Genomic DNA, 21,262 nt, shown 5'->3' with positions numbered 1-21,262 from the left:
GCGGCTTTACGGCGCAAATCATCCGCTACCATCCCCGAAACTGAATGACGAAGCCAAAGATTGAATAGGAGAAGACCCATGGAAGTGAAGGCAGCTGTCGCCCGGATAGCGGGTGGTGACTTTACGCTAGAGCAGCTCACTTTGTCCGATATGCGCGCCGACGAAGTGCTGGTGCGGATCGTCGCGACGGGCCTGTGCCATACCGATATCGTCGTGCGCGATCAGTTGCTGCCGACGCCCCTGCCCGCTGTGCTGGGCCATGAAGGTGCGGGCATCGTCGAGGCGGTCGGCGCGGATGTCACCACACTCGTGCCGGGTGATCGCGTCGTGATGGGCTTTGCCGCCTGCCGCCAATGCCCCCAATGTGTGGCGGGGCACCCAGCCTATTGCCGCGATTTTTCAGCACTCAACTTCGGTGGCTGCCGGGCGGACGGCTCGACCTGCCTGCATGACGGCGTAGCGCCGGTCAGCAGTCACTTCTTCGGCCAATCCTCCTTCGCCAGCCACGCCATTGCAGCCGCCCATAATCTGGTGAAGGTACCGACCGAAGCACCGCTCGAACTGCTCGGCCCGCTGGGCTGCGGTATCATGACCGGGGCAGGCGCGGTGATGAAGGCGCTCAAACTTCAGACTGGCGAGACCATCCTGATCACTGGCGGCGGCCCCGTCGGTCTGAGCGCCGTCATGGCGGCGAAGGCTTCGGGCGCAGGGGAGATCATCGTCGCGGATCCTTTGGCAACACGCCGCGCCATGGCGCTCGACCTGGGCGCGACCCATGTCATCGACGTGACCGCGGGCGACACCGCCGAACAGTTGCGCAAGCTGTTGCCCCAAGGCGTCGATTGCGTGCTGGATACGTCCGGCGCGGTCCCGGCGATCGACTCAGGCGTGGCCTCTCTTGCCCCTCTGGGGCGTCTTGCCATCGTCGGTGTGCCCAAGGCGCTGGATGCGGCGATCAGCCTCAACATCCTGACCCTCCTGTCGCTCGGCATCTCGATCTGCGGCGTGACCGAAGGCAATGCCGACCCGCAGACGTTCCTGCCCGAACTGATCGCGCTGAATGCCAAAGGGCTGTTCCCGTTCGAGAAACTGATAACGACCTACAGGCTGGAAGACATCAACCAGGCGATCGAGGACCAGCATGAGGGCCGCTGCGTCAAGGCTGTGCTGACGATGGCGTGACCTTGCCCGCCGGGCGATCCGTTTCCTTACCGGCGCGGATCGCCTCGACATGGCGGAAGAAGGCGCGTTGCCGCATCAGGCCGAAGAAATCGAGCATCAGCGGAAGCGCATGTTCCACCATCGTGGCGGCTTCCGCCACATCGATATGCCCGTCGACCCGCTCCATGAAGGTCGATGCTTCCCAGCGACCGACAAAATCCGCCGCCTCTGTGTAGAAGCCCAGTATGTCGGGCGTATAATCCAGCCGCTGATCGAACCCGGCCTTGCGCATGTCGCCCCAGATACGCACCAGTTGCGCGCAAGTGATGCTCAGCGCCTCGCCCTGATCCGTCTCGATGATATCCAATATGCCGATCTTCGCCAGCGTGCGGGCATCCTCCGCAGCATGCGGATAGCGTTCCAGCAGCGACGCGATCGTCACCGGCGGCCCGTCCACGCCGGCGCGATGCGCGACCAATTGCTCCAACTGGTCGAACGCGCTGGCCTCGACCCGCCCTTCAGTGCCTTCGCCGCCAATGATCGCCTTGATCTGTGCCAGCGTCAGCCGGTTCTCACGCTGGAGCCGACGCACGGACAGGATCGCCTGGACATGCTCCTCCCCATAATCGGCAACCGTCTTGCGCGGCCGCTCTGGCTCCGGGATCAATCCTTCGCGCAGATAGACGCGGATCGTCTCCCGATGAACCCCCGTCCGATCCTCCAGTTCGCGCATCTTCATGATGGCGCTACAGCATGGCGCACCGGACAGGGCAAGCCGCTATGTTACTTATATACGCAAGGCCGAACGGTTCAGGCCGCGACCTTGCCGCCATCCTCCGCTTCCTGCATCGCGCTGAGCAGTCGGCGCGCCTGGTTGACCGCGCCGTCGCTGGCGATGCCCACAAATGCCCGTTCCGGTTCGTCGTCGATCCGGCGCTGCTGCGCTTCGAGCGTTTCCTCATCCTCGGTGATAGTATCGAAAAACTGGTCGAACAGCACGTCCGGCACACCGCTTTCCTTTGGCGCAGTGGTGCAGATGGTCCACAGATAATGGCTGGTCGTTTCCGTCTCCGGCGTGATGAAATGGTTGTTGGCCAGCATGAAGCCATTGTCGCGCTTGCCTTCATAGGCGCCGGTATCCACCTCGCATCCGCCCGCATTGACGCGGCATGTCATGCCGATGCCCGGCTCGAACCGCACTTCCTGCCAGCGATCGACCCGTCCCTTGAAGCCGCCCGCGTCGATATAGGATTTGGGCGGGATCGAATTGGGCATCTTGCGCAGCAAAGTCACCTTGCGACCGTCGAACTCGACCTTGGTATCGGCATTATAATGTTGCTCCGGGTTCCCGCCGATCGTGCGCGCATGAATATAGGGCACATGGGTCAGGTCCATGATATTGTCGATGATGAGCTGCCAATTGGCCTTCACCGGGAAATTATAGGGCCGCCAGGACCATTTCGGGTCGTTATGTTCGGGGCTGTCGACGATGACCGACGGATCGGCCAGCGCTGGTTCGCCCATCCAGATCCAGATCAGATGATCCTTCTCCACCACCGGATAATGGCGGACATTGGCGGCGACAGGAATGCGCGCCTGGTTGGGGATGCGGGTGCAGGTACCTTTGCCGTCAAATTCGACGCCATGATAGCAGCAGCGGATAACGTCGCCATCGACATGGCCCGAAGAGAGCGGCATCGCCCGATGGCTGCACCGATCCTCCAGCGCGGCGATCTCACCGCTTTCGGTGCGGAACAGCACGACCGCCTTGTTCAGATATTTGCGCCCCAGCGTCTTGCCCGGTTCGATATCGGCGGCGAAAGCGGCCACATACCATGCGTTGTAAATGAACATGCTGCTCTCCATTGTCCGGCCGGGCCGTTCACGGCTCCGGCGCTACCCTATTGTTGGTGGTGATTATGGATGGCCCGCGCAGAACTGCCAATCGCAATCCCATAACGCCATAAGAAAAGCGGGAAACAAAGACGGTAAAGCGGGATCACCGCAAATACAGCCCCCCATTCATGTCCAGCGTGGCGCCCACGAAGAACCCACCGCGATCCGAAGCCAGCAGCGCCGTCGCCGCCGCGATCTCGCCCACTTCCATGAAGCGGCCGACCGGCACCTCGCCCTCGACCTGCGCGATCTGTTCCGCCGACAGTCGCGCCTTGGCCGTGTCGATCGGTCCCGGCGCGATGGCGTTCACGGTCACGCCGGTCCCGGCCAGATAGCGCGCGAAATATTTGGTCAGCATGATCGCCCCGGCTTTGGACGCGGCATAATGGGGGGAGGCCACCGTCCCGCCATTCTGCCCGGCGAGCGAGGTGATGTTGACGATCCGCCCATAGCCATTCTCGCGCATATGGTCGGAGAATATCTGGCAGCTCAGAAATACGCTGCGCATGTTGATCTGGACGATCGCGTCAAACTCTTCCGGGCTGATATCCTGCGTCGGCGTGCGCTTGGCGAAGCCGGCATTGTTCACGACGATGTCGACCTTGCCCCACAGGCCAGCCATCTTATCCCGCGCAGCGATGAAATGCGCCTTCTCCCGCACGTCCAGCGTCAAGGCGATCGCCGTTTCGCCCGACGGATCGAGCGAAGCCGCGACCGCCTGCGCCACAGCGCTGTCCACATCGCTGACGGCCACGCGACCGCCCCCGGCATGGATTTCGCGCGCCACCGCCTCGCCCACACCACGGCCGCCGCCGGTCACCAGTGCGGTGCGGCCTGCAAAGGAAAAACTGCCATTGGCAGGCAGCGTGAAGTGATCGCGCATGATATCGTCCTGCAATAAAATGGTGGGGAGGGCCGCACCCTCCCCGCCCATGCCGTTCGTCAGCGGCGGATCGACAAAGTCAGGCCATAGGTCCGCGGCGTATTGGTAAATATCTTCCAATAGGTCGTGCCATTGCCCGGTACGGCCAGGAAGGCGGTGATGTCGTCCGCATTCACGATCTGATAATTGTTGGTCAGGTTCTTGCCCCACAGGCCGATCTGGAAACGGCCATCGGCCGTTTCATAATTCAGACGGGCATTGAGTGTCCGGCCGCGCGTATCGCGATGCAGATTGTCATAAAGCCGCAGCGTATTGGCGTCGTCGGTCGAAATGCGGGTGGAGAAGTTGAAATCCGCCTGCGGCGTCAGCGTCGCGCCATTGCCCAGTCGCCCGGTATAGGCCGCGCCGACGGTAAAGCTGTCGCGCGGTGCGAACTTGGCGGGATTGCCCGAATAATCGAGGTTCACCAGCGGATCGCGCAGATCGGTATAGGTGCCGACCAGATGCGTATAATTGGCGGTCAGGCGTAGATCCTCGACCGGGCGAATGACGGATTCGACCTCCATGCCCTTCATCTTGAGCGTGCCATTATAGGTATGGGCAATACCGCCCGCGCCAGAGAAATTCTGGAGATTCTTGGTCGTCTGGTGGAACAGCGCGACGTTCAGGTCCAGTCTGTTGTCGAACAGGCGGGACTTTGCGCCGATTTCATAATTTTCGGCATTTTCCGGCTCCAGCGGAATGGTGGGGTCGCGATAGGCATTGTCGACGAAGCCGCCCGATTTGAAGCCCTTGGCATAGGTCGCATACATGTTGATCTGTTCGGTCGGCTCGAACTTGATCGTGAAGCGCGGCGTGAAGGCGTCCCAGGTGCGGCCGCCCGATGCGCGCACTTCGCCGGGAAAACCGAAACCGGGAATGGCCCCTGCATCCGTGGTCGAAAAGGCACGATAATCGATCTTCTTGCGATCCGACGTGTAGCGACCGCCCGCGACCACGGCCAGATTGTCGGTGATTTCGAACGTCGCTTCGCCGAACACGGCCAGGCTGCGGACATTGCCGTCCTGGACGCGGGTGATGTTGGTGACGTCAGGATTGCGACGGATGCTGCCGGGCACGGCCGATCCGGGCAGCGGGCTGTAGAAAAAGATGTTCGTCGTCGAAACATCCGCCGACAGGAAATAGGCACCCACGACATAGGAGAAACGGCCCGGTGCCGATGCGAAGCGCACTTCCTGCGTGAAGCTGCGGTTCTTGACCACCTGGCGGCGGTCGAACACCGGCACGACCGTCCCCACCGGCACGTCGTCGTTGATCGCGCGGCTGTCGTTCATGCGATAGCCGGTGATCGACGTCAGCGTACCGCCGAGCAGGTCGAGGTCGCCGCGCAGATAGCCGCCGCGCAACCGCTGGCGATAGGGTGACGATACGAAGTCATTATTGGTCCATTCGTCATCGGTATAGGCGCCGAACGTATCGGGGATGACCTGATTGCCGCCAATGCCGAGCTGGATCGCGCCGCCATTGCCTTTGGTATAGCTATAATCGCCCGACAGGATGACCTGCAGCGTATCGGTCGGCTGGAACAGCAGCTTGCCGCGCGCCGAATAGCTGTCATATTTGCCGTAACGCCCCGACTGGTTAGGCGTGTCGATCAGGCCATCGCTATGTTCGGTGCTGAACGCGAAGCGGCCGGCGATCTTGTCCTCGACCAGCGCGCCGTTCAGCATCCCTTCGGTCCGCACGAAGCCGCCATTGCCGCCACTGATCTGGGCGAAATAATCATCGTTGAATTCAGGATTGTTGGTGACCACCGCAATCGCGCCGCCCACCACGTTGCGCCCGAACAATGTACCCTGCGGGCCGCGCAGCACTTCGACGCGGTTGGTGTCGTAGAAATTGGCGTTCAGGTCGTTGTTGAACACATAATAGACGTCATCCATGAAGAAGGCGACCGGCGTGTCCAGCGTGGCGGTACGGAACGTCGACACATTGCCACGGATCGCGACGATCGACAGCGACTTGTCGGCGGTGTTGATGGTGATGCCCGGCATCTGCTGCGTCAGCGCGGCGGGGCTGTAGACCTGCGCCTCGCGCAGCAATTCGCCGCCAAACGCCGCAATGGAAAAAGGCACTTCGCGCACGGTCGATTCGCGCCGCTCGGCGGTGACGACGATGTCTTCGGGGAAGATCGCCTGCTGGGGCGCTGCGTCCTGCGGCACTGGCTGATCAGCCTGCGCGAAGGCTGAAACACTCGTCATGGCGGCGATGATCGCGCCCATGGCGCAGGATGTTTTGAAGCTGAAAGGCATTCCCGGACTCTCCCTTGACAACACGGCTTGATGCCGTCTGCCAACCGTGAAGCAGCAAAAACAAAAGAGGCGCAATAGCATCGTCCCGGTTATTGAATGGTCCGACCACATTCCGATTGGGGCGGGGCGTGCAGTGGCTCTAGTCAGGGATCAGGGAATGGCGCTGGCTTCGATTCACGCCGCGCCGATAACGAAAAGCAAGGAAGAGGCTGAAAAACTCATGCAGTCCACAGATAGCGCCGACATGACCAGGGTAGGACCGGGCACGGTCATGGGCACGATGATGCGCCAATATTGGCTGCCCGCCTGCCTTTCGTCCGAAGTTACCGCTGACGGCGATCCATTGCGCCTGATGATCCTGTGCGAAAAGCTAATCGCCTTCCGCGACAGTTCAGGCCGGGTCGGCATCATGGACCATCGCTGCCCGCATCGCTGTGCGTCGCTGTTCATCGGCCGCAACGAGGAAAACGGCATACGCTGCGTTTATCATGGCTGGAAGTTCGACGTCGACGGCAAGTGCGTCGATATGCCCTCCGTCCCCGCCCGCATGGACTTCAAGGACAAGGTCCATGCCAAGGCCTATAAGACGCATGAAGCCAACGGCCTGATCTGGGTCTATATGGGCGAAAGCCAGTCCGCCCCGCCGCCCTTGCCGGAAATCGAAGCGACGATGCACCCGGACGCCGAAATCTGGTGCCTGCAGCGCGACTGCAACTGGCTCCAGGCGCTGGAGGGCGACATCGACACCAGCCATGTCGGCTTCCTGCATGTCGGCTCGATCGAAGCGGACGATCTGGATGAGGATCATCCGATGCGCCCGACCGTCCTCAACCGCGCGCCCGATTATGAGGTGGCGCAGGCCGACTGGGGCGTCATGTATGGCGGCTATCGCCCGAATGATGATGGCCAGATGAGCTGGCGCGTCGCCCACTATATGTTCCCGTTCTGGACGCAGACACCCAACAATCGTTTCGCCACCCGCGCCATTGCCCGCGCCTGGGTGCCGATGGACGACGAACATTCGATGCTGTTCGACATCACCTGCGGCGTGGATGCGGGCAACCCGGCCTATACGTCGACGCTCAAGGACGGCACGCCCTTGTTCGCGCCGCTGGAATATGCGCCCAACACCACCGACTGGTTTGGCCGCTGGCGCTCGCCCGATAGCGAGAAGAATGACTGGGCGATCGACCGCGAATCCCAGCGCAACGGCACCCAGTTCACCGGCATCCCCAACATCACGATGCAGGATCAGGCGGTGACCGAAAGCATGGGACCGATCACCGACCACAGCTTTGAAAATCTGGCCCCCACCGACCAGATGATCGCCCGCGTCCGCCGCCGCGTGCTGCTGGCCGCCCGCGCGCTCGCCAACAAGGGGACGCTGCCGCCGGGCATCGAAGACCCCAGCATCTTCTATCGCGCGCGCGCCGGCTCCTTCCTGCATGACCCCAGCGACACGCTCGCCAACGCCTATGAATCGGCACTGGCCAAGGCGGTACGCTGGCCCGACAAGGTCGAAGCGGCTGAGTGACACATATATAAGGGCCGGGGCGATCCATGCCCCGGTGCCTCGGACAAGGATGATAGAGGTGACGACACGCATTGCGGTTTGTCCGGTTCGCCGATCCATGGCGCCCCGGCCCTGCCAAGAGACGCATCGCACCGGACGGAGAGGGTGATGCGCGCACGACTGAAGAATATCCGCTGGGAGGCCGAAGGCATCAACAGCTACATCCTGGAACCCGTCGATGGCGGGCTGATGCCGCCCTTCGATCCGGGCGCGCATATCGACGTCCAGCTTTCCCCCGGTCTGGCGCGCAGCTATTCGCTGGTCAATGATCCCGCCATTCGCGGCTATTATGAAATCGCCGTCCATCATGCCATCGACGGTCGCGGCGGATCGCGCCATATCCATGAAAAATGGCAGGTCGGCCAGATCCTCGACATATCGGAACCGAAAAACAATTTCCCGATGGTGGAGGATGCCAGCCACACCGTGATGATCGGTGGCGGGATCGGCATCACGCCGATGCTGCCCATGATCGCACGTCTCGAAAAACTTGGGCGTAGCTGGGAACTCCATTATGTCGCCGCGTCGCCGGAGCGCGCCGCCTATGTCGATCGCCTGTCCGATTATGACCAGGTGGAAATCGCCTATGACGGCATTCCCGGCGGCCGCCGCCTCGACCTCAAAGCCATCTGCGCCGCTGCGCCCGCCGACGCGCATCTCTATTGCTGCGGCCCCGGCGGGATGCTCGATGCCTTCCTCGCCATCAATTGCGACCGGCCCAAGGGCCATGCCCATATCGAATATTTCTCGGCCGAAACCGAAATGGCGACCGAGGGCGGCTACACATTGGAACTGGCCAGGAGCGGCAAGACCATCGCAGTGGAAGAAGGCGAAACGATGCTCGACGCGCTGCTCAGCGCCGGTGTCAATGTCGGCTTTGCTTGTTCCGAAGGGATTTGCGGCACCTGCGAGGTCAAGGTGCTGGACGGCATTCCCGACCATCGCGACCATTTCCTGTCGGATGACGACAAAGCCGCCAACAGGTCGATCATGGTTTGCTGTTCAGGGTCCAAAAGCGCAAACCTCGTCCTCGACATCTGATAGCGATATTCCGGTTTTCCAATGCCACACCGGCAAATGAATGAAGCGGCCGCAAACGGCCCAGGCTCAAGGAGACGATCTTGGCGGTCGCCACGATAGAAGGCAGCAGCAGCAGTCCGGCGGGATCAGGGGGCATGTTGGACGACATACCCATGTCGTCCTACCAGATCTGGTCCGTGCTGATGATCGCCGCGACCGTCATTCTCGACGGCCTCGACAATCAGATGCTTGGCCTCGCCGCGCCCTCCCTGCTTCAGGAATGGGGCATCGACCGCACGGCATTGGGGTCCGTGTTCGCGCTGGGCTTTGTCGGCATGGCCATCGGTACGCTGACGTCGGGCTGGGTCGGCGATCGCTTCGGACGGCGCGGCGCGCTGATCATCGGCGTCGCCATCTTCGGCGTTGCGACCCTGCTAACCGGCTTTTCCATGACCTTGTGGCAAGTCGCTGCGCTCAAGACGCTGGCGGGCGTGGGCCTTGGCGGCGTCCCCGGCACCGCCAGCGCCATGATCGCCGAATTCACCCCCGTCCGCTGGCGCAGCGTCGCCGTCACCTTCGGCGTGGTGTGCGTGTCGATCGGCGGGATATTGGGCGGGGTCGCGGCCGCGCTGATCCTGCCGGGCCTTGGTTGGCGCTGGCTCTTCTATATCGGCGGCAGCGTGACGATGATCTTCGTCGCTTGGCTCTGGTTCGTCCTGCCCGAATCCCCCCGCTATCTGGCGGAACGGCCCGATCGCGCCGCTGAACTCGACCGCATCCTGCGCCGCATCGGCCATCCCGACCCTGCCTCCGTCGCGCATGTGCCACGCGCCGCCGGGGAAGCGCCCCGCTACGAACCGATGCGCAACCTGTTCGGCACGGCCCTGTTGCGCGACACGCTGGCGCTGTCGGTCGCGATGTTCTCCGGCATGTTCATGATCTACCTCATGTTCAACTGGGCACCGACCATGCTGACCAGCGCAGGCTTTGGCCTGCAAACCGCTAGCCTTGGCCTTACCAGCTTCAACATCGGTGGCACGATCGGCGCGATGATCGCGTCGCTGGCGATCATTCGCTTCGGATCGCGCCCGGTGCTGATCCTGATGGCGATCGTCGGGGCGGCCGTTTGCGCCACGCTCGCCCTGCTGCCAATCAGCGGCGCGCGCAACGAAGGCGCTGTCCTAGCCTGCCTTGGTGCGCTGGGCCTCTTCGCCAGTGCCGCGCAATCGGCCATGTTCGCGGTCGGCGCGCACGCTTTCCCGACCGGACTGCGCGCCCGTGGCCTGGGTCTGATGGGTGCGGCCGGCCGCATCGGCGCGATCGTCAGCGCGGTGGCGGGCGCCGTCCTGATCGATTGGGGCAATCTCGGCTTTTTCGGCGCGCTCGCGGCCTTGATGCTGGTCAACGCCTTGGGCTTCATCGCCGTGCGGGGCCATGTGCCCGCGCTCGGCCGCAAGGACGCAATTCTATGAGCGACAGCTTCGACTATATCGTGATCGGCTCCGGCTCGGCGGGCAGCCTGATGGCCAATCGCCTGTCGGCCGACCCGGCCAACCGCGTCGCCCTGATCGAAGCGGGGCCATCCGACAGAAAATGGCCAGTCAACCTCAAGACCGCCATGCCGGTCGGCAATATCTTCCTGCTGCCGCACGAAAAATATAACTGGAAACAGGCGCTGACCGGAAACGCCGCCTTCAACAACCGCACGATCAACTTTCCGCGCGGCAAGCTGTTCGGGGGATGCAGTGCCATCAACGGCGGCGTCTATATTCGCGGACAGAAGGCGGATTACGATGCTTGGGCCGATGCGGGCAATGACGGCTGGGCCTATGACGATGTCCTGCCCGCATTCAAGGCGGTGGAAAATTACGCCGGTCCCGATACGCCCTGGCACGGCAAGGGCGGCGAACTGGATGTGCAGAAGCCCAAAAGCTGGAACCCGGTCAGCGCCGCCATCGTCGATGCAGCGGTCGAGGCAGGCCACCGCCGCAATGATGATTTCGCCAGCGATCGGCAGGACGGCTTTGGCCGCTACGACCTCAACCAGCGCAATGGCACCCGCCTGTCGAGTGCCCGCGCCTTTCTCCATCCCGCGCTGGATCGCACCAACCTGACCGTCATGGCGGAAACCATGGTCCGCCGCATTCTGTTCGACCGTGGCCGCGCGGTAGGGCTGGAGATCGAGACGGGCGGCGCACGCAGCACCATCGCGGCGCGGCGGGAGATCATTCTGTGCGCGGGTGCGACCAATTCGCCGCAACTGCTGATGCTGTCGGGCATAGGCCCGCAGGATCATCTGCGCGAGATGGGCATCGACCTTGTCCACCATTTGCCCGGCGTCGGTGCGCATTTGCAGGACCATCCCACCGTCCATGTCGCGATGGAAAACCCGTCGGCGGAATCCTATGCCGTGTCGGCCAAAGTCTTGCCCCGCATCCTGGCCAGCCCATTCAAATATCTGCTGAAGCGCGAAGGGATGCTGGCCTCCAATGTCGCGGAGGCGGGCGGTTTCCTTTGCACCGACGGAACGGGTCGCCCCGACATCCAGATCACATTCCTCGCCGGGCTGAAGCTCGACGCCCGCTCCGTCCCCCGCCGCCACGGCTATATGGGCCTCATTCAGCTACTGCGTCCCAAAAGCGCGGGGTCGGTCCGACTGGCCAGCAACCGACCGGAAGACAAGCCGGTCATCGATCCCAATTTCTTTGCCGATCCCTATGACATGCAGACGTTGATCGCCGGCTTCCGCGCCTGCCGCCATATCTTCGCCCAGCCAGCGCTCGCCGCCATGACCGGCGCGGAAATCGAACCGGGCGCGCAGCATCAGGGCGACGCCGAGATCGACGCCGCCCTGCGCAAGATCGTCAACACTGCCTATCATCCGACCGGCACATGCAAGATGGGACCGGACAGCGATCCGATGGCCGTCGTGGACAACCGTCTGCGCGTGCGCGGCGTATCCGGCCTGCGCATCGTCGATGCGTCGGTCATGCCGGACATCATCAGCGGCAACACCTCCGCCCCCACCATGATGATCGCCCAGCGCGCGGCACAGTTCATCCTGCAAGACGCCGTCACATCCAACATCGCCGCCTGAAAGAGTCCGTCATGACCCAGCTTATCATCCCCCCCCGCCCCGCCCTGCTCGACGCCCCGCATCAGGACATGCTGATCGGCGGCCAGCGCGTCCCCGCTTTGTCGGGTCAGCGGTTCGAGACCCGCAATCCCGCCACCGGCGATCTGCTGGCCACCGTGGCGCAGGGCAGCGCGGAGGATGTAGACCGCGCGGTCAAATCCGCCCGCACCGCATTTGAAGGGCCATGGCGGCGGATGAAGCCGGTCGAGCGCCAGCGCATCATGCTGCGCCTCGCCGATCTGGTGGAGCAGCATTTCGAAGAACTGGCGATGCTCGACACGCTGGACCTTGGCGCGCCCTATAGCCGCACGATCATGGGCAAGGCGCGGGCTGGGGCGCTACTGCGCTATTATGCGGGGCAGGCGACGCTGATCACGGGCGATACGATCGACAACAGCGCCATGGGCGATGTCCTCTCCCACACGCTCAAGGAACCCATCGGCGTGGTCGCGGCGATCAACCCGTGGAACGGCCCGATCGGCATGTCGGTATGGAAGGCCGGGCCGGTGCTGGCCACCGGCTGCACCCTCGTCATGAAGCCCGCCGAACAGACGCCCCTGTCCGCGCTGCGCTTTGGCGAACTGTGCCTGGAAGCGGGCGTGCCGGACGGCGTCATCAACATCGTCACGGGCCTTGGCGATGCAGGCGCGGCGCTCTCCAGTCACCCGGACGTCGACAAGATCGCCTTCACCGGCTCCACCGGCGTCGGCGAAAAAATCCTGCACGCCGCCGCCGGAACGATGAAGCGCGTAACGGTGGAACTGGGCGGCAAGTCGCCCAACATCGTCTTTGCCGATGCCGATCTCGACAAGGCCGTCCCCGCCGCCGCCATGGCTGTGTTCGCCAATGCCGGGCAGATTTGCAGCGCGGGCACGCGCCTGTTCGTGCAAAGCACAATCCACGACGAATTCATGGAGCGCCTCGCCGCCTTCACGAAGACGATCAAAGTCGGCGACCCGCTGGACCCGACCACCCAGATGGGTCCGGTCGTATCCCTGGCCCAGATGGACAAGATCCTCGCCTTCATCGAAGGCGCAAATACAGAAGGCGCCCGCCCGCTGACCGGCGGCAATCGCATGAGCGGCGCGGGCTATGATGCCGGCTATTTCATCGAACCCACCATCTTCACCCATGTCGCCGACGACATGACGATCGCGCGGGAAGAGATTTTCGGCCCGGTCCTCTCCGCCTTCACGTTCGACACGATCGAGGAGGTTCTAACCCGCGCCAACGCCACCGAATTTGGCCTAGGCAGCGGCGTATGGACCCGCGACCTGGCCACCGCGCACCGCATGGCGCGCGGCATCCGCGCCGGGTCCGTCTGGGTCAATTGCTACCAGATGCTCGACCCTGCCGTCCCCTTCGGCGGCTACCGCATGAGCGGCTTCGGCCGCGAGTCCGGCGCGCATCATATCGAGGATTATCTGGAAACGAAGGCGGTCTGGATCAACCTGGATTAGCCCCTCACACCCAGCCCGATTCCCGCAAATCGGGCGGCGCGCCCGCCACCCGCTCGCCCTTGGCCGCCTCGCTCAGCATGTCGAGGAAGCGCCGCTGGGTCGCAGTCGGACGCCAACTGCGTCGCGTCGTAATACCCACCACGCGCTTGCTGTCCTCTAGCGGCGGCCCGACTTGCGTCAGCAGCCCGCTGCGGATCTGCAACGCCACCTGATCGGGCGACAGCAGCGTCAGAAAATCCCCCTCCGTCAACAAGCGCCCGATGATCATCACCGACCCGCACTCGACCGGCGTCGCTGGCACCTTGCCCGCCCCGAACAGCTTTTCCCATTGTTCGCGCAATGGCGAATTGGCGGGCGCGACGATCCAGGGGTAGCTCGCCAGTTGCTCCATCGTCGGCTTGTCCACCTTGGCCAGCGGATGCTGGCTCCCCGCCGCGATCACCAGCCGGTCCTCCGACAAGGGCAATTGGTACAGATCGGCAATCTCGAACGGCCGCAGCGCGCCGACGACCATGTCGATCACCCCGTCGCGCAGCGGCTCGACCAGTTCGCGCCAGCTTCCCTCCAGCACCTTGAACGCCGCGCGCGGATCGCTCCGCGCCATCCGCGCCATGGCCGCCGGAACCAGATAGGGCCGCGCCAGCGGCAACGCCCCGAACGCGATCAGCTCGCTCCCGCTGCCGCTATCGCGCCCGATGTCCGCCAGCGCCGCGACGATCTCCGCTACCGCCAACCTTGTGCCCCGCGCCAGCCTTTTCCCCGCCGGATTGAGCCACACCGCCCGCCCCCGCCGCTCGACCAGCTTCCCGCCGATCATCTGCTCCAGGTCGCCGACCGCGCGATGCACCGCCGTCTGCGACAGGGTGCTGCCGTGCGCCGCCGCCGCGAAACTCCCCGCCTCCGCCAGCGCCAGGAAGGCGCGCAACTGCGTCATCGTCATCAACCGTTCGGGGTAATGGAACACGCCCGACAAGCCCTTGGCCGCCTGCGACAGATGATCGAGCGCCGCGCGCGCCCGTTCAATCACGATCTCGCCCATGGGCGTTGGCACCATGCCGCCCGATCGCCGCTCGAAAAAGGTGTAGCCAAATTGTCGTTCCAGCTTGGCCAGCCCCTGCGTCAATGCCGGTTGCGACAGGCTGACCACATCGGCGGCGGCGGTGATGCTGCCATGTTCGCGGATCGCCAGCAGCGCGCGCAGGTGGCGCAGATTAAGGTCGAACGGATCGGTCGCCATGCCGCTTACTCTTGTTACCCTCCACCCGCGCGCTGTGGCGTCATCGGGCGACCTCAGCCTTAAAGGACAACTGCCCCAAAGGACAGCGGCCCCTTGCCCCAATAGGCACAAATTGTAATGGACTGACCATTACTGCAATGGTAGGACCATTAGCGAGAGGCGCGCACGGCCGCCCCACGGATTCGGATAAGAAGGAGGCACAAGATGGACTTTGAACTGCCCGACGACATCAAGGAATTTTGCGACGTCACCCGTGCCATCGTGCGCGACCTGCTGCCTTATGAAGCGGAATTTCAGGCCACCGGCAAAGTCCCGCCGATCGTGCGGCAAACGCTGGTCGACAATGGCTATTTCGGCCTGTCCTTGCCGGAAGAATATGGTGGCCTGGGCCTCGGCGCACTCGCGCAGGCGGCGGTGCAGATCGAACTCGCCCGCCTTCCCCCCCAATTCTGGACCGAATTGCGCCCGCTAATGGGTCCGGGCGCGCGCAACATCGTCTATCATGCCTCTGAAGCGCAAAAGCAGCAGTTGATCCCCGGCATGGTGTCGGGCGAAATCCCGATCGCCTTTGCCCTCACCGAACCCAATAGCGGGTCCGATCCGGGGTCAATGCGTACCACCGCCACCCGCAATGCCGACGGATGGGTCATCAACGGCTCCAAAACCTATATTTCCAACGGCAAGAACGCCAAATATGTGATCGTCTATGCCTATACCGACAAGGCCGCGGGGCCACGCGGCGGCATTTCCGCCTTCCTGATGCCCGCCGACACGCCCGGCTTTGCCGTTACCGGCACGATCGAACTGATGGGCACCGCAACGCCCGGCGTCTATGAACTGACCTTCGACGAATGCCAGTTGCCCGCCGACGCCCTGCTCGGCGAAGAAGGGCGCGGCTTCCACTATGCGCTCGAAGGCCTGAACGAAGGCCGCATGAATGTCGGCGCGACCGCCGTCGGCATGGGCGAATATGCGCTGGAACTGGCGATCGAGGAATCGAAACAGCGCCCGGCCTTTGGAGGCGTCATCTCGGACTTCCAGGCGATCCGCCACTATATAGCCACCATGGCGACGGACATGCGCGCTGCGCGCCTGATCCTGCTCGACGCCTGCTGGCGCTACGACCAGGGCGAAAAGAAACGCGAACTCGCCTCCATGGCCAAACTGTTCTGCACCGAAGCGGGCAGCCGCACGGTCGACACGGCGGTCCAGATCTTCGGTGGCTCCGGCTATTGCCGGGGCTTCGCGATCGAGCGCCTGTACCGCGACATTCGCATCACGCGGATCTACGAGGGATCGTCGGAGATTCAGAAGAACACGATCGCGCGGGAATTGTTGCGGTAAGATGGAGAGAGGGTGGGAGGGGTGTAGGGCGTCTTCCGCCTAATGGCTGGTATGCGCCAATCATTGACATTCCTCAGGTTGAACGACCCGCTCTAAAGCAGACGTTCGTCGACAAAAGCCCTTCCGCAATCGCCTTAGACTGCTCTAGCGCGTCTGTTTTACGCGCTGCCATTCCCGCTTCAGGACTACATGGGAGAGGCGCATTAGATAACCGATCAGGTCGCCATATGCATTCTCGTGCGCCGCCGCCCCTAAGAGTTTGTCAGGTATAGGTCCGAGCAATTTACCCCAGTCCTCCTCTTTGTAGCCATTGGGATCTCGTTTAATTGCATCCTTAAGATTTCTTACGTCGTGGATCTTGTTGAACTCTTCGTCGCCCCATTCGAAAAAAGAGAGCTTAATGCTGAGGAACATGAGAAGACGATGATCTTTCTCACTTGGATTGAGCATGAGTTCCATCTCAAGGCGAGATGCGGTCAGCTTAGTGTGTACTGCATCGCATTTTGCCTCTTCAGGCCTGTAGTGGATAGCGTCGGCAAAAGCGATGAAGCGCGAGATCTCACCTCTCAGCTTGTCGAGCCAGGCCTGACGGCTGCCTGCCTTCACTTTGGCCTGAAGCTGTCGGTGAGTGAAATAAATTGATATAGCAGCGGCGATCAACGCGAGAAATGCGGTCAGATTAGCATTTAGAGCTAGATCCACAGTGTGAAAGCCGAGCTTTGGATCTGAAAATTTTGGGTTATGCGTTTGCGCGTCGGAAAGAAGAATTGGTAAAATAGGCCCGGCAACGAGGAACGAGAGTCCTTCGATCAATAATGCTCCGATAACGATATTTCCTCCAATCGCCTTCGCTGCCCTTTGAAAGTATTTCGTCTTAGGATTATAAACCACCGGATCATCGTCCACGTCCCCCAAAGTCATGCGACGCACGTCGTCCCAGGAAGGAGTGTCGGGAGTGCCACCGAGATTCCACCAGTCAGGTTTCGGAAGGACGGTACTCCTTTGAAGGTGCAGAAAAGCGGCGAGCGATACCCCAACCAGTATCACGGCTACCGCTAGTCGAAGGAATACTTCGCCGTGCAAATCCAAACAAATCCATTCTTTGTGCGTCCAGGCTCCAACAAAAGCTAAAATAGCGGCAGCGACTAATGGAGCGCACCAGGGGACGGGATCGCAGCGCGATTTTTTGCGGGGTGAAAGTTGCGTTGGCTCGGCATCGCCAGAGACGGGATCGGGCGATTTTGCAAGGTGCTGTCGCACAAACAGCGTAATTGCCGAAGCGATTGCGAATATGACGACTAACGCGGCCACAAGTCTACTTCGCATGCATTCCCCGCAAACCCCAAAGCTGATTCTTCTGCTCCGAATGAACTGTATTAGCAATCCTACAAGCGTTGCCAAACGTGAGCAGATGCTAGGATAGTCAGGGTCACTGCAATGGGACATGCGCGATGAACTTTTGGATAAACGGAACGTCTGATATTGGAAGGGCACGTTTGCCCCGATTGATTGCAAAGGTTGGTTGGCACCGGCCGGATCAGGCGACCCAATGGAGGGGCAGCTATCCCATAGGTGCACCCCGCAACCTGACGGTCGCCTTTCGGCCAGTTCCCCCTGTCCTACATCCCCCACCCCATGCCACAATCCCCTCGGCTCTTTCCAACCGTCAGTCCCACGCCGCCCCGTCCGCACGAGCGCGCGTATGAACTTCGCAAAAAATCTCCTATTGCGAAGTCCGCGCCACGACTCCGCTCCCACGCAAATGCGTGGCCTGCAACGGTGTGAACTTCGCAGCCTTTGCAGCGCCTCGGTCAGCCCAGATCGCCGCTGGCCCGCAGTGCCGCCACCGCCTCCGCGCTGACGCCCAGCCCGGCCAGCACGGCCGCGCCATCCTCGCCCAGCCGCGCAACATGGTCCCGCGCCTCGACCCGCGACCCGCTCATGCGGAAGGGCGGATTGGTCACCTTGAAGGCACCCGCATCGTCATGCACCTGCGCGAACGCCCCCCGCGCCGCCAATTGCGGATCGTCCAGCAGCTCGCCAATCTCGCTATAACGGGCGCAGGGCACGCCATGGCGCGACAGGATCGCCTCGGCCTCCTCCGCGCTGCGTTCCAGCGTCCATTGCTCGGTCAGCGCCAGCAAGGTCGCCCAATTGGCATTGCGATCCGCATTGGTCAGGAATCGCGGATCGTCGCGCCATTCGGGATGGCCGACCGCGTCCGACAATTGCTCGAAATTGCGCGGACTGGTCGGCGCGACCATGATGAAGCCGTCATTGGTCTTGAGCGGCGTATAGAGCGGCCGCCGCGCGTCGCCCGGAAATTGCGCCTCCTGCGTTTCGAACACCAGCATGCCGACCATCGCTTCCAGCATCGACAGGTCGATATGCTGCCCCTGCCCCGTCCGCTCCCGCTGATAGAGCGCGGCCTGGATCGCGCCGAACGCATGGGTGCCGCCCAGCACGTCGGCGATGAAGATGCCGCTGGTCGCGGGCCGGTCCGCCCCGTCCTGATAGCGCAGGTTGACCATGTCGAACCCGCTGGCGGCATGGATCACCGGCGCATAGGCCGGGTGCAGCGCCTTCGGCCCGGTCTGGCCATAGCCGGAGATGGAGCAATAGATGAGCCGCGGGTTGATCGCCGCCAGCGCCGCGAAGTCGAGACCAAATCGCGCCATGACGCCGGGGCGGAAATTCTCCACCAGCACGTCGCAGGTGGCGACCAGTTGCTTGATAAGGTCGATGATATCGGGCGATTTGAGGTTGCAGGCAATGGACTGCTTGCCCGCGTTCAGATTGCCGAAATAGGCGCTATGCCCGTCTCGCTTGGGGGGCCGCGCACGGACCTGATCGCCCTCAAGCGATTCCACCTTGATGACCTCCGCGCCAAGATCGGCGAGCATCCGGGTGGCGAACGGCCCGGCCATGACGCTGGTGAAATCCAGCACCCGCACGCCGTCCAGCGCGCCCGCCATCACTCTCTTGCCATCATCCGCCATGCCGCACCTATCTATGGAGCCATATATTCAATGGTCCTACCTATTGCATGGCAAAGATGGCGCGGTCAATCAGCCCTTGGCGGCGGCCTTGCTGTTCTTGCGGACATGGCGATGCACCCGTTCCAGATGCTTGCGCATTTCCGCAACGGCCGCTTCCTCATCCTTCGCCCGCAAATGCCGCACCAGCTTGAACCGGGATTCGATCAATGACTGCTGCAATGTCTCATAGTCCGGCCCCCGCACAAATTCGTGCAGGATCGCCGATAGCGAATCCACGAAGATGCCAAAGATGCGGTTCTTGGTCGCCCGCGCCAGCACCGCATAATATTCCACCGCACAGGCATAGCGCGCCTCCACGCTGGTTTCCCGCTTGGTCCGCTCGGCAATCGCCTCCAACTCCGCAAGGTCGGTTTCCGTGGCGCGCGCGCACGCCAGGCGGACGATGATGTCCTGCAACGCCAGCCGCGCCTCGGTCAGTTCGCCCAGCGAAATATCACCCAGATGGACATAATCCTGCATCGCCTGCACGATCCGGTCCGGCTCGGCCGTCTGCACGAATGCCCCGCCCTTCGCGCCCTTCACATTGCGGATAATGCCCGCAACCTCCAGACTGCGCAGCGCTTCCCGCAACGCGCTGCGACTGACCTGAAATTCGACCGCCAATTCCCGTTCGGCGGGCAGTTTGTCCCCCGCCTTGAGCGTGCCCGCCGCCAATTGTTCGCGGATCTGTTCACAGATCACCTCGAACGCGCGCCGCGTCTTGATAGGGGCGAAACTGGGCTTGGGGGACGAGGACGATGCCATAGAGTGCGCTCCGATAGGGATGCGCAAAGCTATAGCCGACGCCCAGAAAGGCGCAATGGCCGGACCGAATGGCACTGACTGATGCCTTTCATTCCTTAATGGTCCGCCAATTATAGAAATGCAGCAGGCCATGAAGATCCTTGTGCCCGTGAAGCGGGTTATTGATTATAATGTGAAGCCGCGTGTGAAGGCGGACGGCACGGGCGTCGATCTGGCGAACGTCAAGATGAGCATGAACCCGTTTGACGAAATCGCGGTCGAGGAAGCCATCCGCCTGAAGGAAAAGGGCAGCGCCGCGACCGCTTCGCCAGGACCCGGGACAGCGGCCGCCGCCTGCATCCGCGCGAGGAACCGTTCGTCCTGGCCGATGCCGAGCCGGATTCCGAAGGTGGCGCAGAGACCACGGATGGTGTTGTCGAGCCGGACGCGCGCCTCGACCAGATGCCCGCGGGCAGTAATGACCGAGCGCACGCCGTGTGCCGCCGGCGACTTGACGTGCACCTCCTTGTAGAACCCCGCACGCGCCAGCTGCACCAAGCCGGCCGCGTCGTGCGGATCGGTCTTGTTGGCCTTCATCGCTTTCAGGCTCTGGTGGGCCTGACGGGCGTCGATGCAGACGATCGCGACGCCCGGCTCGCGCAGGCCCAGCGCGATCGATGGGGTCACGCGGCCCGTCTCGATCACCGCGCGTTCGACCGGCCCATATTGCTCCAGCGCCGTGGCGATCGCCTTCGGCGTGCTGTCGACGCACTGCGTCCCGATCTTGTGTCCATCAGCATCGACGACACAGACGTGCGTCGTTTCCATCGACAGGTCTAATCCGGCATAGTGCTTCATGGCTGCTTCCTTCCTTCAGGCTTCGACAACCAGAAGTGTGCGCCGCTCAGCCGGCTCGAGGAAGCAGCCACAAATTACACGATGACTCATTGATTAAGCCAGAAGATGAAGGTTTGCGGTGATACAGATGGCGGACATGAAGGTGTGGGTGCATCGATCGTAGCGGGTATGGATGCGTCGCCAGTCCTTTAGCCTACCGAACATGATCTCGATCTTGTGGCGTTGTGCGGAATTGGTATCTTCCGGTTCGCCTTTGACGGGATGCAGGCGACGATCTCACGGTCTGCCAGCGCGGCCCGGAACCAGTCGGCATCGTATCCCTTGTCGGCGAGTAGGGCTTTGGCCTTGGGCAAGGCGTCGATCATGAGGGCTGCGCCTTTCTAGTCGCTCATCTGGCCCTCGCTCAGCAGCATGACCAGCGGCCTGCCCTTGCCATCGCAGACAGCATGGAGTTTCGAGTTCAGGCCGCCCTTGGTGCGTCCGATACGTCGGGGAGCGAAGCGGAGCAGCCATTGATCCGGGGTGTAGAGGGCGGTGACAAACCAGGCCAATGGAACGCCAGCGATTTGCTGAGCGTGGCGGTTTAAAAACCAGCCATTG

At 62.5% G+C, this 21,262-nt stretch carries 15 protein-coding genes and 3 pseudogenes; 8 read left to right on the top strand and 10 right to left on the bottom strand.

Annotated elements, in window-relative coordinates; translation table 11 throughout:
- Nucleotides 1-78: 78 nt before the first annotated feature.
- Nucleotides 79-1,182, top strand: coding sequence for an NAD(P)-dependent alcohol dehydrogenase (locus V2I08_RS18315; protein WP_349636280.1), 1,104 nt, complete (start codon nucleotides 79-81; stop codon nucleotides 1,180-1,182).
- Here V2I08_RS18315 and V2I08_RS18310 read toward each other — a convergent pair.
- The 4 genes from V2I08_RS18310 to V2I08_RS18295 all read right to left on the bottom strand — a co-directional run bounded on the left by V2I08_RS18310 (nucleotide 1,157) and on the right by V2I08_RS18295 (nucleotide 6,252).
- Complete coding sequence (locus tag V2I08_RS18310) at nucleotides 1,157-1,900, bottom strand: MerR family transcriptional regulator (protein ID WP_349636279.1); 744 nt, start codon at nucleotides 1,898-1,900, stop codon at nucleotides 1,157-1,159. The two genes, V2I08_RS18315 and V2I08_RS18310, sit on opposite strands and share 26 nt — an antisense overlap.
- 71 nt (nucleotides 1,901-1,971) lie before the next feature.
- Nucleotides 1,972-3,015 (bottom strand): aromatic ring-hydroxylating dioxygenase subunit alpha, encoded by a 1,044-nt coding sequence (locus tag V2I08_RS18305; RefSeq protein WP_349636278.1) that lies wholly within the window; start codon nucleotides 3,013-3,015, stop codon nucleotides 1,972-1,974.
- Nucleotides 3,016-3,160: 145 nt separating this feature from the next.
- On the bottom strand, nucleotides 3,161-3,940 hold the full coding sequence (locus V2I08_RS18300) for an SDR family NAD(P)-dependent oxidoreductase (RefSeq protein WP_349636277.1): 780 nt from the start codon (nucleotides 3,938-3,940) through the stop codon (nucleotides 3,161-3,163).
- Nucleotides 3,941-3,999: 59 nt separating this feature from the next.
- Complete coding sequence (locus tag V2I08_RS18295) at nucleotides 4,000-6,252, bottom strand: TonB-dependent receptor (protein WP_349636276.1); 2,253 nt, start codon at nucleotides 6,250-6,252, stop codon at nucleotides 4,000-4,002.
- Nucleotides 6,253-6,409: 157 nt separating this feature from the next.
- Between V2I08_RS18295 and V2I08_RS18290 the strand changes: the two genes are divergently transcribed.
- The 5 genes from V2I08_RS18290 (at nucleotide 6,410) to V2I08_RS18270 (ending at nucleotide 13,441) form a co-directional block, all read left to right on the top strand.
- On the top strand, nucleotides 6,410-7,786 hold the full coding sequence (locus V2I08_RS18290; protein WP_349636275.1) for a Rieske 2Fe-2S domain-containing protein: 1,377 nt from the start codon (nucleotides 6,410-6,412) through the stop codon (nucleotides 7,784-7,786).
- A 147-nt stretch (nucleotides 7,787-7,933) separates the two neighbouring features.
- Nucleotides 7,934-8,866, top strand: a complete 933-nt coding sequence (locus tag V2I08_RS18285) for a PDR/VanB family oxidoreductase (protein ID WP_349636274.1) — start codon at nucleotides 7,934-7,936, stop codon at nucleotides 8,864-8,866.
- 80 nt (nucleotides 8,867-8,946) lie between these two features.
- On the top strand, nucleotides 8,947-10,317 hold the full coding sequence (locus tag V2I08_RS18280) for an MFS transporter (protein WP_349636273.1): 1,371 nt from the start codon (nucleotides 8,947-8,949) through the stop codon (nucleotides 10,315-10,317).
- A complete protein-coding gene (locus V2I08_RS18275) occupies nucleotides 10,314-11,942 on the top strand; it encodes a GMC family oxidoreductase N-terminal domain-containing protein (protein ID WP_349636272.1) in 1,629 nt (542 codons plus the stop codon). Before V2I08_RS18280 ends, V2I08_RS18275 begins: the two co-directional genes overlap by 4 nt.
- An 11-nt stretch (nucleotides 11,943-11,953) precedes the next feature.
- Nucleotides 11,954-13,441 carry an aldehyde dehydrogenase family protein gene (locus V2I08_RS18270; protein WP_349636271.1) on the top strand — a complete coding sequence of 496 codons (1,488 nt, stop codon included), beginning with the start codon at nucleotides 11,954-11,956 and terminating at the stop codon, nucleotides 13,439-13,441.
- Nucleotides 13,442-13,445: 4 nt separating this feature from the next.
- Here V2I08_RS18270 and V2I08_RS18265 read toward each other — a convergent pair whose 3' ends face one another.
- A complete protein-coding gene (locus V2I08_RS18265) occupies nucleotides 13,446-14,678 on the bottom strand; it encodes a LysR family transcriptional regulator (protein WP_349636270.1) in 1,233 nt (410 codons plus the stop codon).
- 204 nt (nucleotides 14,679-14,882) lie between these two features.
- On the opposite strand from V2I08_RS18265, the gene V2I08_RS18260 reads away from it, so the two are divergent.
- On the top strand, nucleotides 14,883-16,022 hold the full coding sequence (locus tag V2I08_RS18260; protein WP_088181899.1) for an acyl-CoA dehydrogenase family protein: 1,140 nt from the start codon (nucleotides 14,883-14,885) through the stop codon (nucleotides 16,020-16,022).
- 144 nt (nucleotides 16,023-16,166) lie between these two features.
- On the opposite strand, the gene V2I08_RS18255 is transcribed toward V2I08_RS18260, so the two are convergent.
- The 3 genes from V2I08_RS18255 to V2I08_RS18245 form a co-directional block, all read right to left on the bottom strand.
- The gene (locus tag V2I08_RS18255) at nucleotides 16,167-17,333 is read right to left on the bottom strand and encodes a hypothetical protein (protein ID WP_349636269.1); all 1,167 of its coding nucleotides are present in this window, start codon (nucleotides 17,331-17,333) and stop codon (nucleotides 16,167-16,169) included.
- Nucleotides 17,334-17,833: 500 nt separating this feature from the next.
- Complete coding sequence (locus tag V2I08_RS18250) at nucleotides 17,834-19,021, bottom strand: CaiB/BaiF CoA-transferase family protein (protein WP_349636268.1); 1,188 nt, start codon at nucleotides 19,019-19,021, stop codon at nucleotides 17,834-17,836.
- Nucleotides 19,022-19,090: 69 nt separating this feature from the next.
- Nucleotides 19,091-19,825, bottom strand: a complete 735-nt coding sequence (locus V2I08_RS18245; protein ID WP_349636267.1) for a GntR family transcriptional regulator — start codon at nucleotides 19,823-19,825, stop codon at nucleotides 19,091-19,093.
- A gap of 130 nt (nucleotides 19,826-19,955) precedes the next feature.
- Here V2I08_RS18245 and V2I08_RS18240 point away from each other — a divergent pair.
- A pseudogene (locus V2I08_RS18240) lies at nucleotides 19,956-20,120 on the top strand (electron transfer flavoprotein subunit beta/FixA family protein); the annotation flags it as partial.
- Nucleotides 20,121-20,233: 113 nt separating this feature from the next.
- Here V2I08_RS18240 and V2I08_RS18235 read toward each other — a convergent pair.
- Together V2I08_RS18235 and V2I08_RS18230 are read right to left on the bottom strand one after the other, a co-directional pair.
- A pseudogene (locus V2I08_RS18235) lies at nucleotides 20,234-20,662 on the bottom strand (transposase); the annotation flags it as partial.
- Between the two features lie 86 nt (nucleotides 20,663-20,748).
- A pseudogene (locus V2I08_RS18230) lies at nucleotides 20,749-21,156 on the bottom strand (IS5 family transposase); the annotation flags it as partial.
- Between the last annotated feature and the right edge of the window lie 106 nt (nucleotides 21,157-21,262).

This window comes from Sphingobium sp. MK2, assembly GCF_040170545.1.
In the GTDB taxonomy this organism is placed as follows: Bacteria; Pseudomonadota; Alphaproteobacteria; order Sphingomonadales; family Sphingomonadaceae; genus Sphingobium.
This window is presented reverse-complemented; position numbering and strand designations above follow the sequence as displayed.

What these genes read in the sequence shown, in the direction of transcription:
- V2I08_RS18315 (WP_349636280.1), top strand. Translation starts at nt 79, where the DNA reads ATGGAAGTGAAGGCAGCTGTCGCCCGGATAGCGGGTGGTGACTTTACG.
- V2I08_RS18310 (WP_349636279.1), bottom strand. Translation starts at nt 1,900, where the DNA reads ATGAAGATGCGCGAACTGGAGGATCGGACGGGGGTTCATCGGGAGACG.
- V2I08_RS18305 (WP_349636278.1), bottom strand. Translation starts at nt 3,015, where the DNA reads ATGTTCATTTACAACGCATGGTATGTGGCCGCTTTCGCCGCCGATATC.
- V2I08_RS18300 (WP_349636277.1), bottom strand. Translation starts at nt 3,940, where the DNA reads ATGCGCGATCACTTCACGCTGCCTGCCAATGGCAGTTTTTCCTTTGCA.
- V2I08_RS18295 (WP_349636276.1), bottom strand. Translation starts at nt 6,252, where the DNA reads ATGCCTTTCAGCTTCAAAACATCCTGCGCCATGGGCGCGATCATCGCC.
- V2I08_RS18290 (WP_349636275.1), top strand. Translation starts at nt 6,410, where the DNA reads ATGGCGCTGGCTTCGATTCACGCCGCGCCGATAACGAAAAGCAAGGAA.
- V2I08_RS18285 (WP_349636274.1), top strand. Translation starts at nt 7,934, where the DNA reads ATGCGCGCACGACTGAAGAATATCCGCTGGGAGGCCGAAGGCATCAAC.
- V2I08_RS18275 (WP_349636272.1), top strand. Translation starts at nt 10,314, where the DNA reads ATGAGCGACAGCTTCGACTATATCGTGATCGGCTCCGGCTCGGCGGGC.
- V2I08_RS18270 (WP_349636271.1), top strand. Translation starts at nt 11,954, where the DNA reads ATGACCCAGCTTATCATCCCCCCCCGCCCCGCCCTGCTCGACGCCCCG.
- V2I08_RS18265 (WP_349636270.1), bottom strand. Translation starts at nt 14,678, where the DNA reads ATGGCGACCGATCCGTTCGACCTTAATCTGCGCCACCTGCGCGCGCTG.
- V2I08_RS18260 (WP_088181899.1), top strand. Translation starts at nt 14,883, where the DNA reads ATGGACTTTGAACTGCCCGACGACATCAAGGAATTTTGCGACGTCACC.
- V2I08_RS18250 (WP_349636268.1), bottom strand. Translation starts at nt 19,021, where the DNA reads ATGGCGGATGATGGCAAGAGAGTGATGGCGGGCGCGCTGGACGGCGTG.
- V2I08_RS18245 (WP_349636267.1), bottom strand. Translation starts at nt 19,825, where the DNA reads ATGGCATCGTCCTCGTCCCCCAAGCCCAGTTTCGCCCCTATCAAGACG.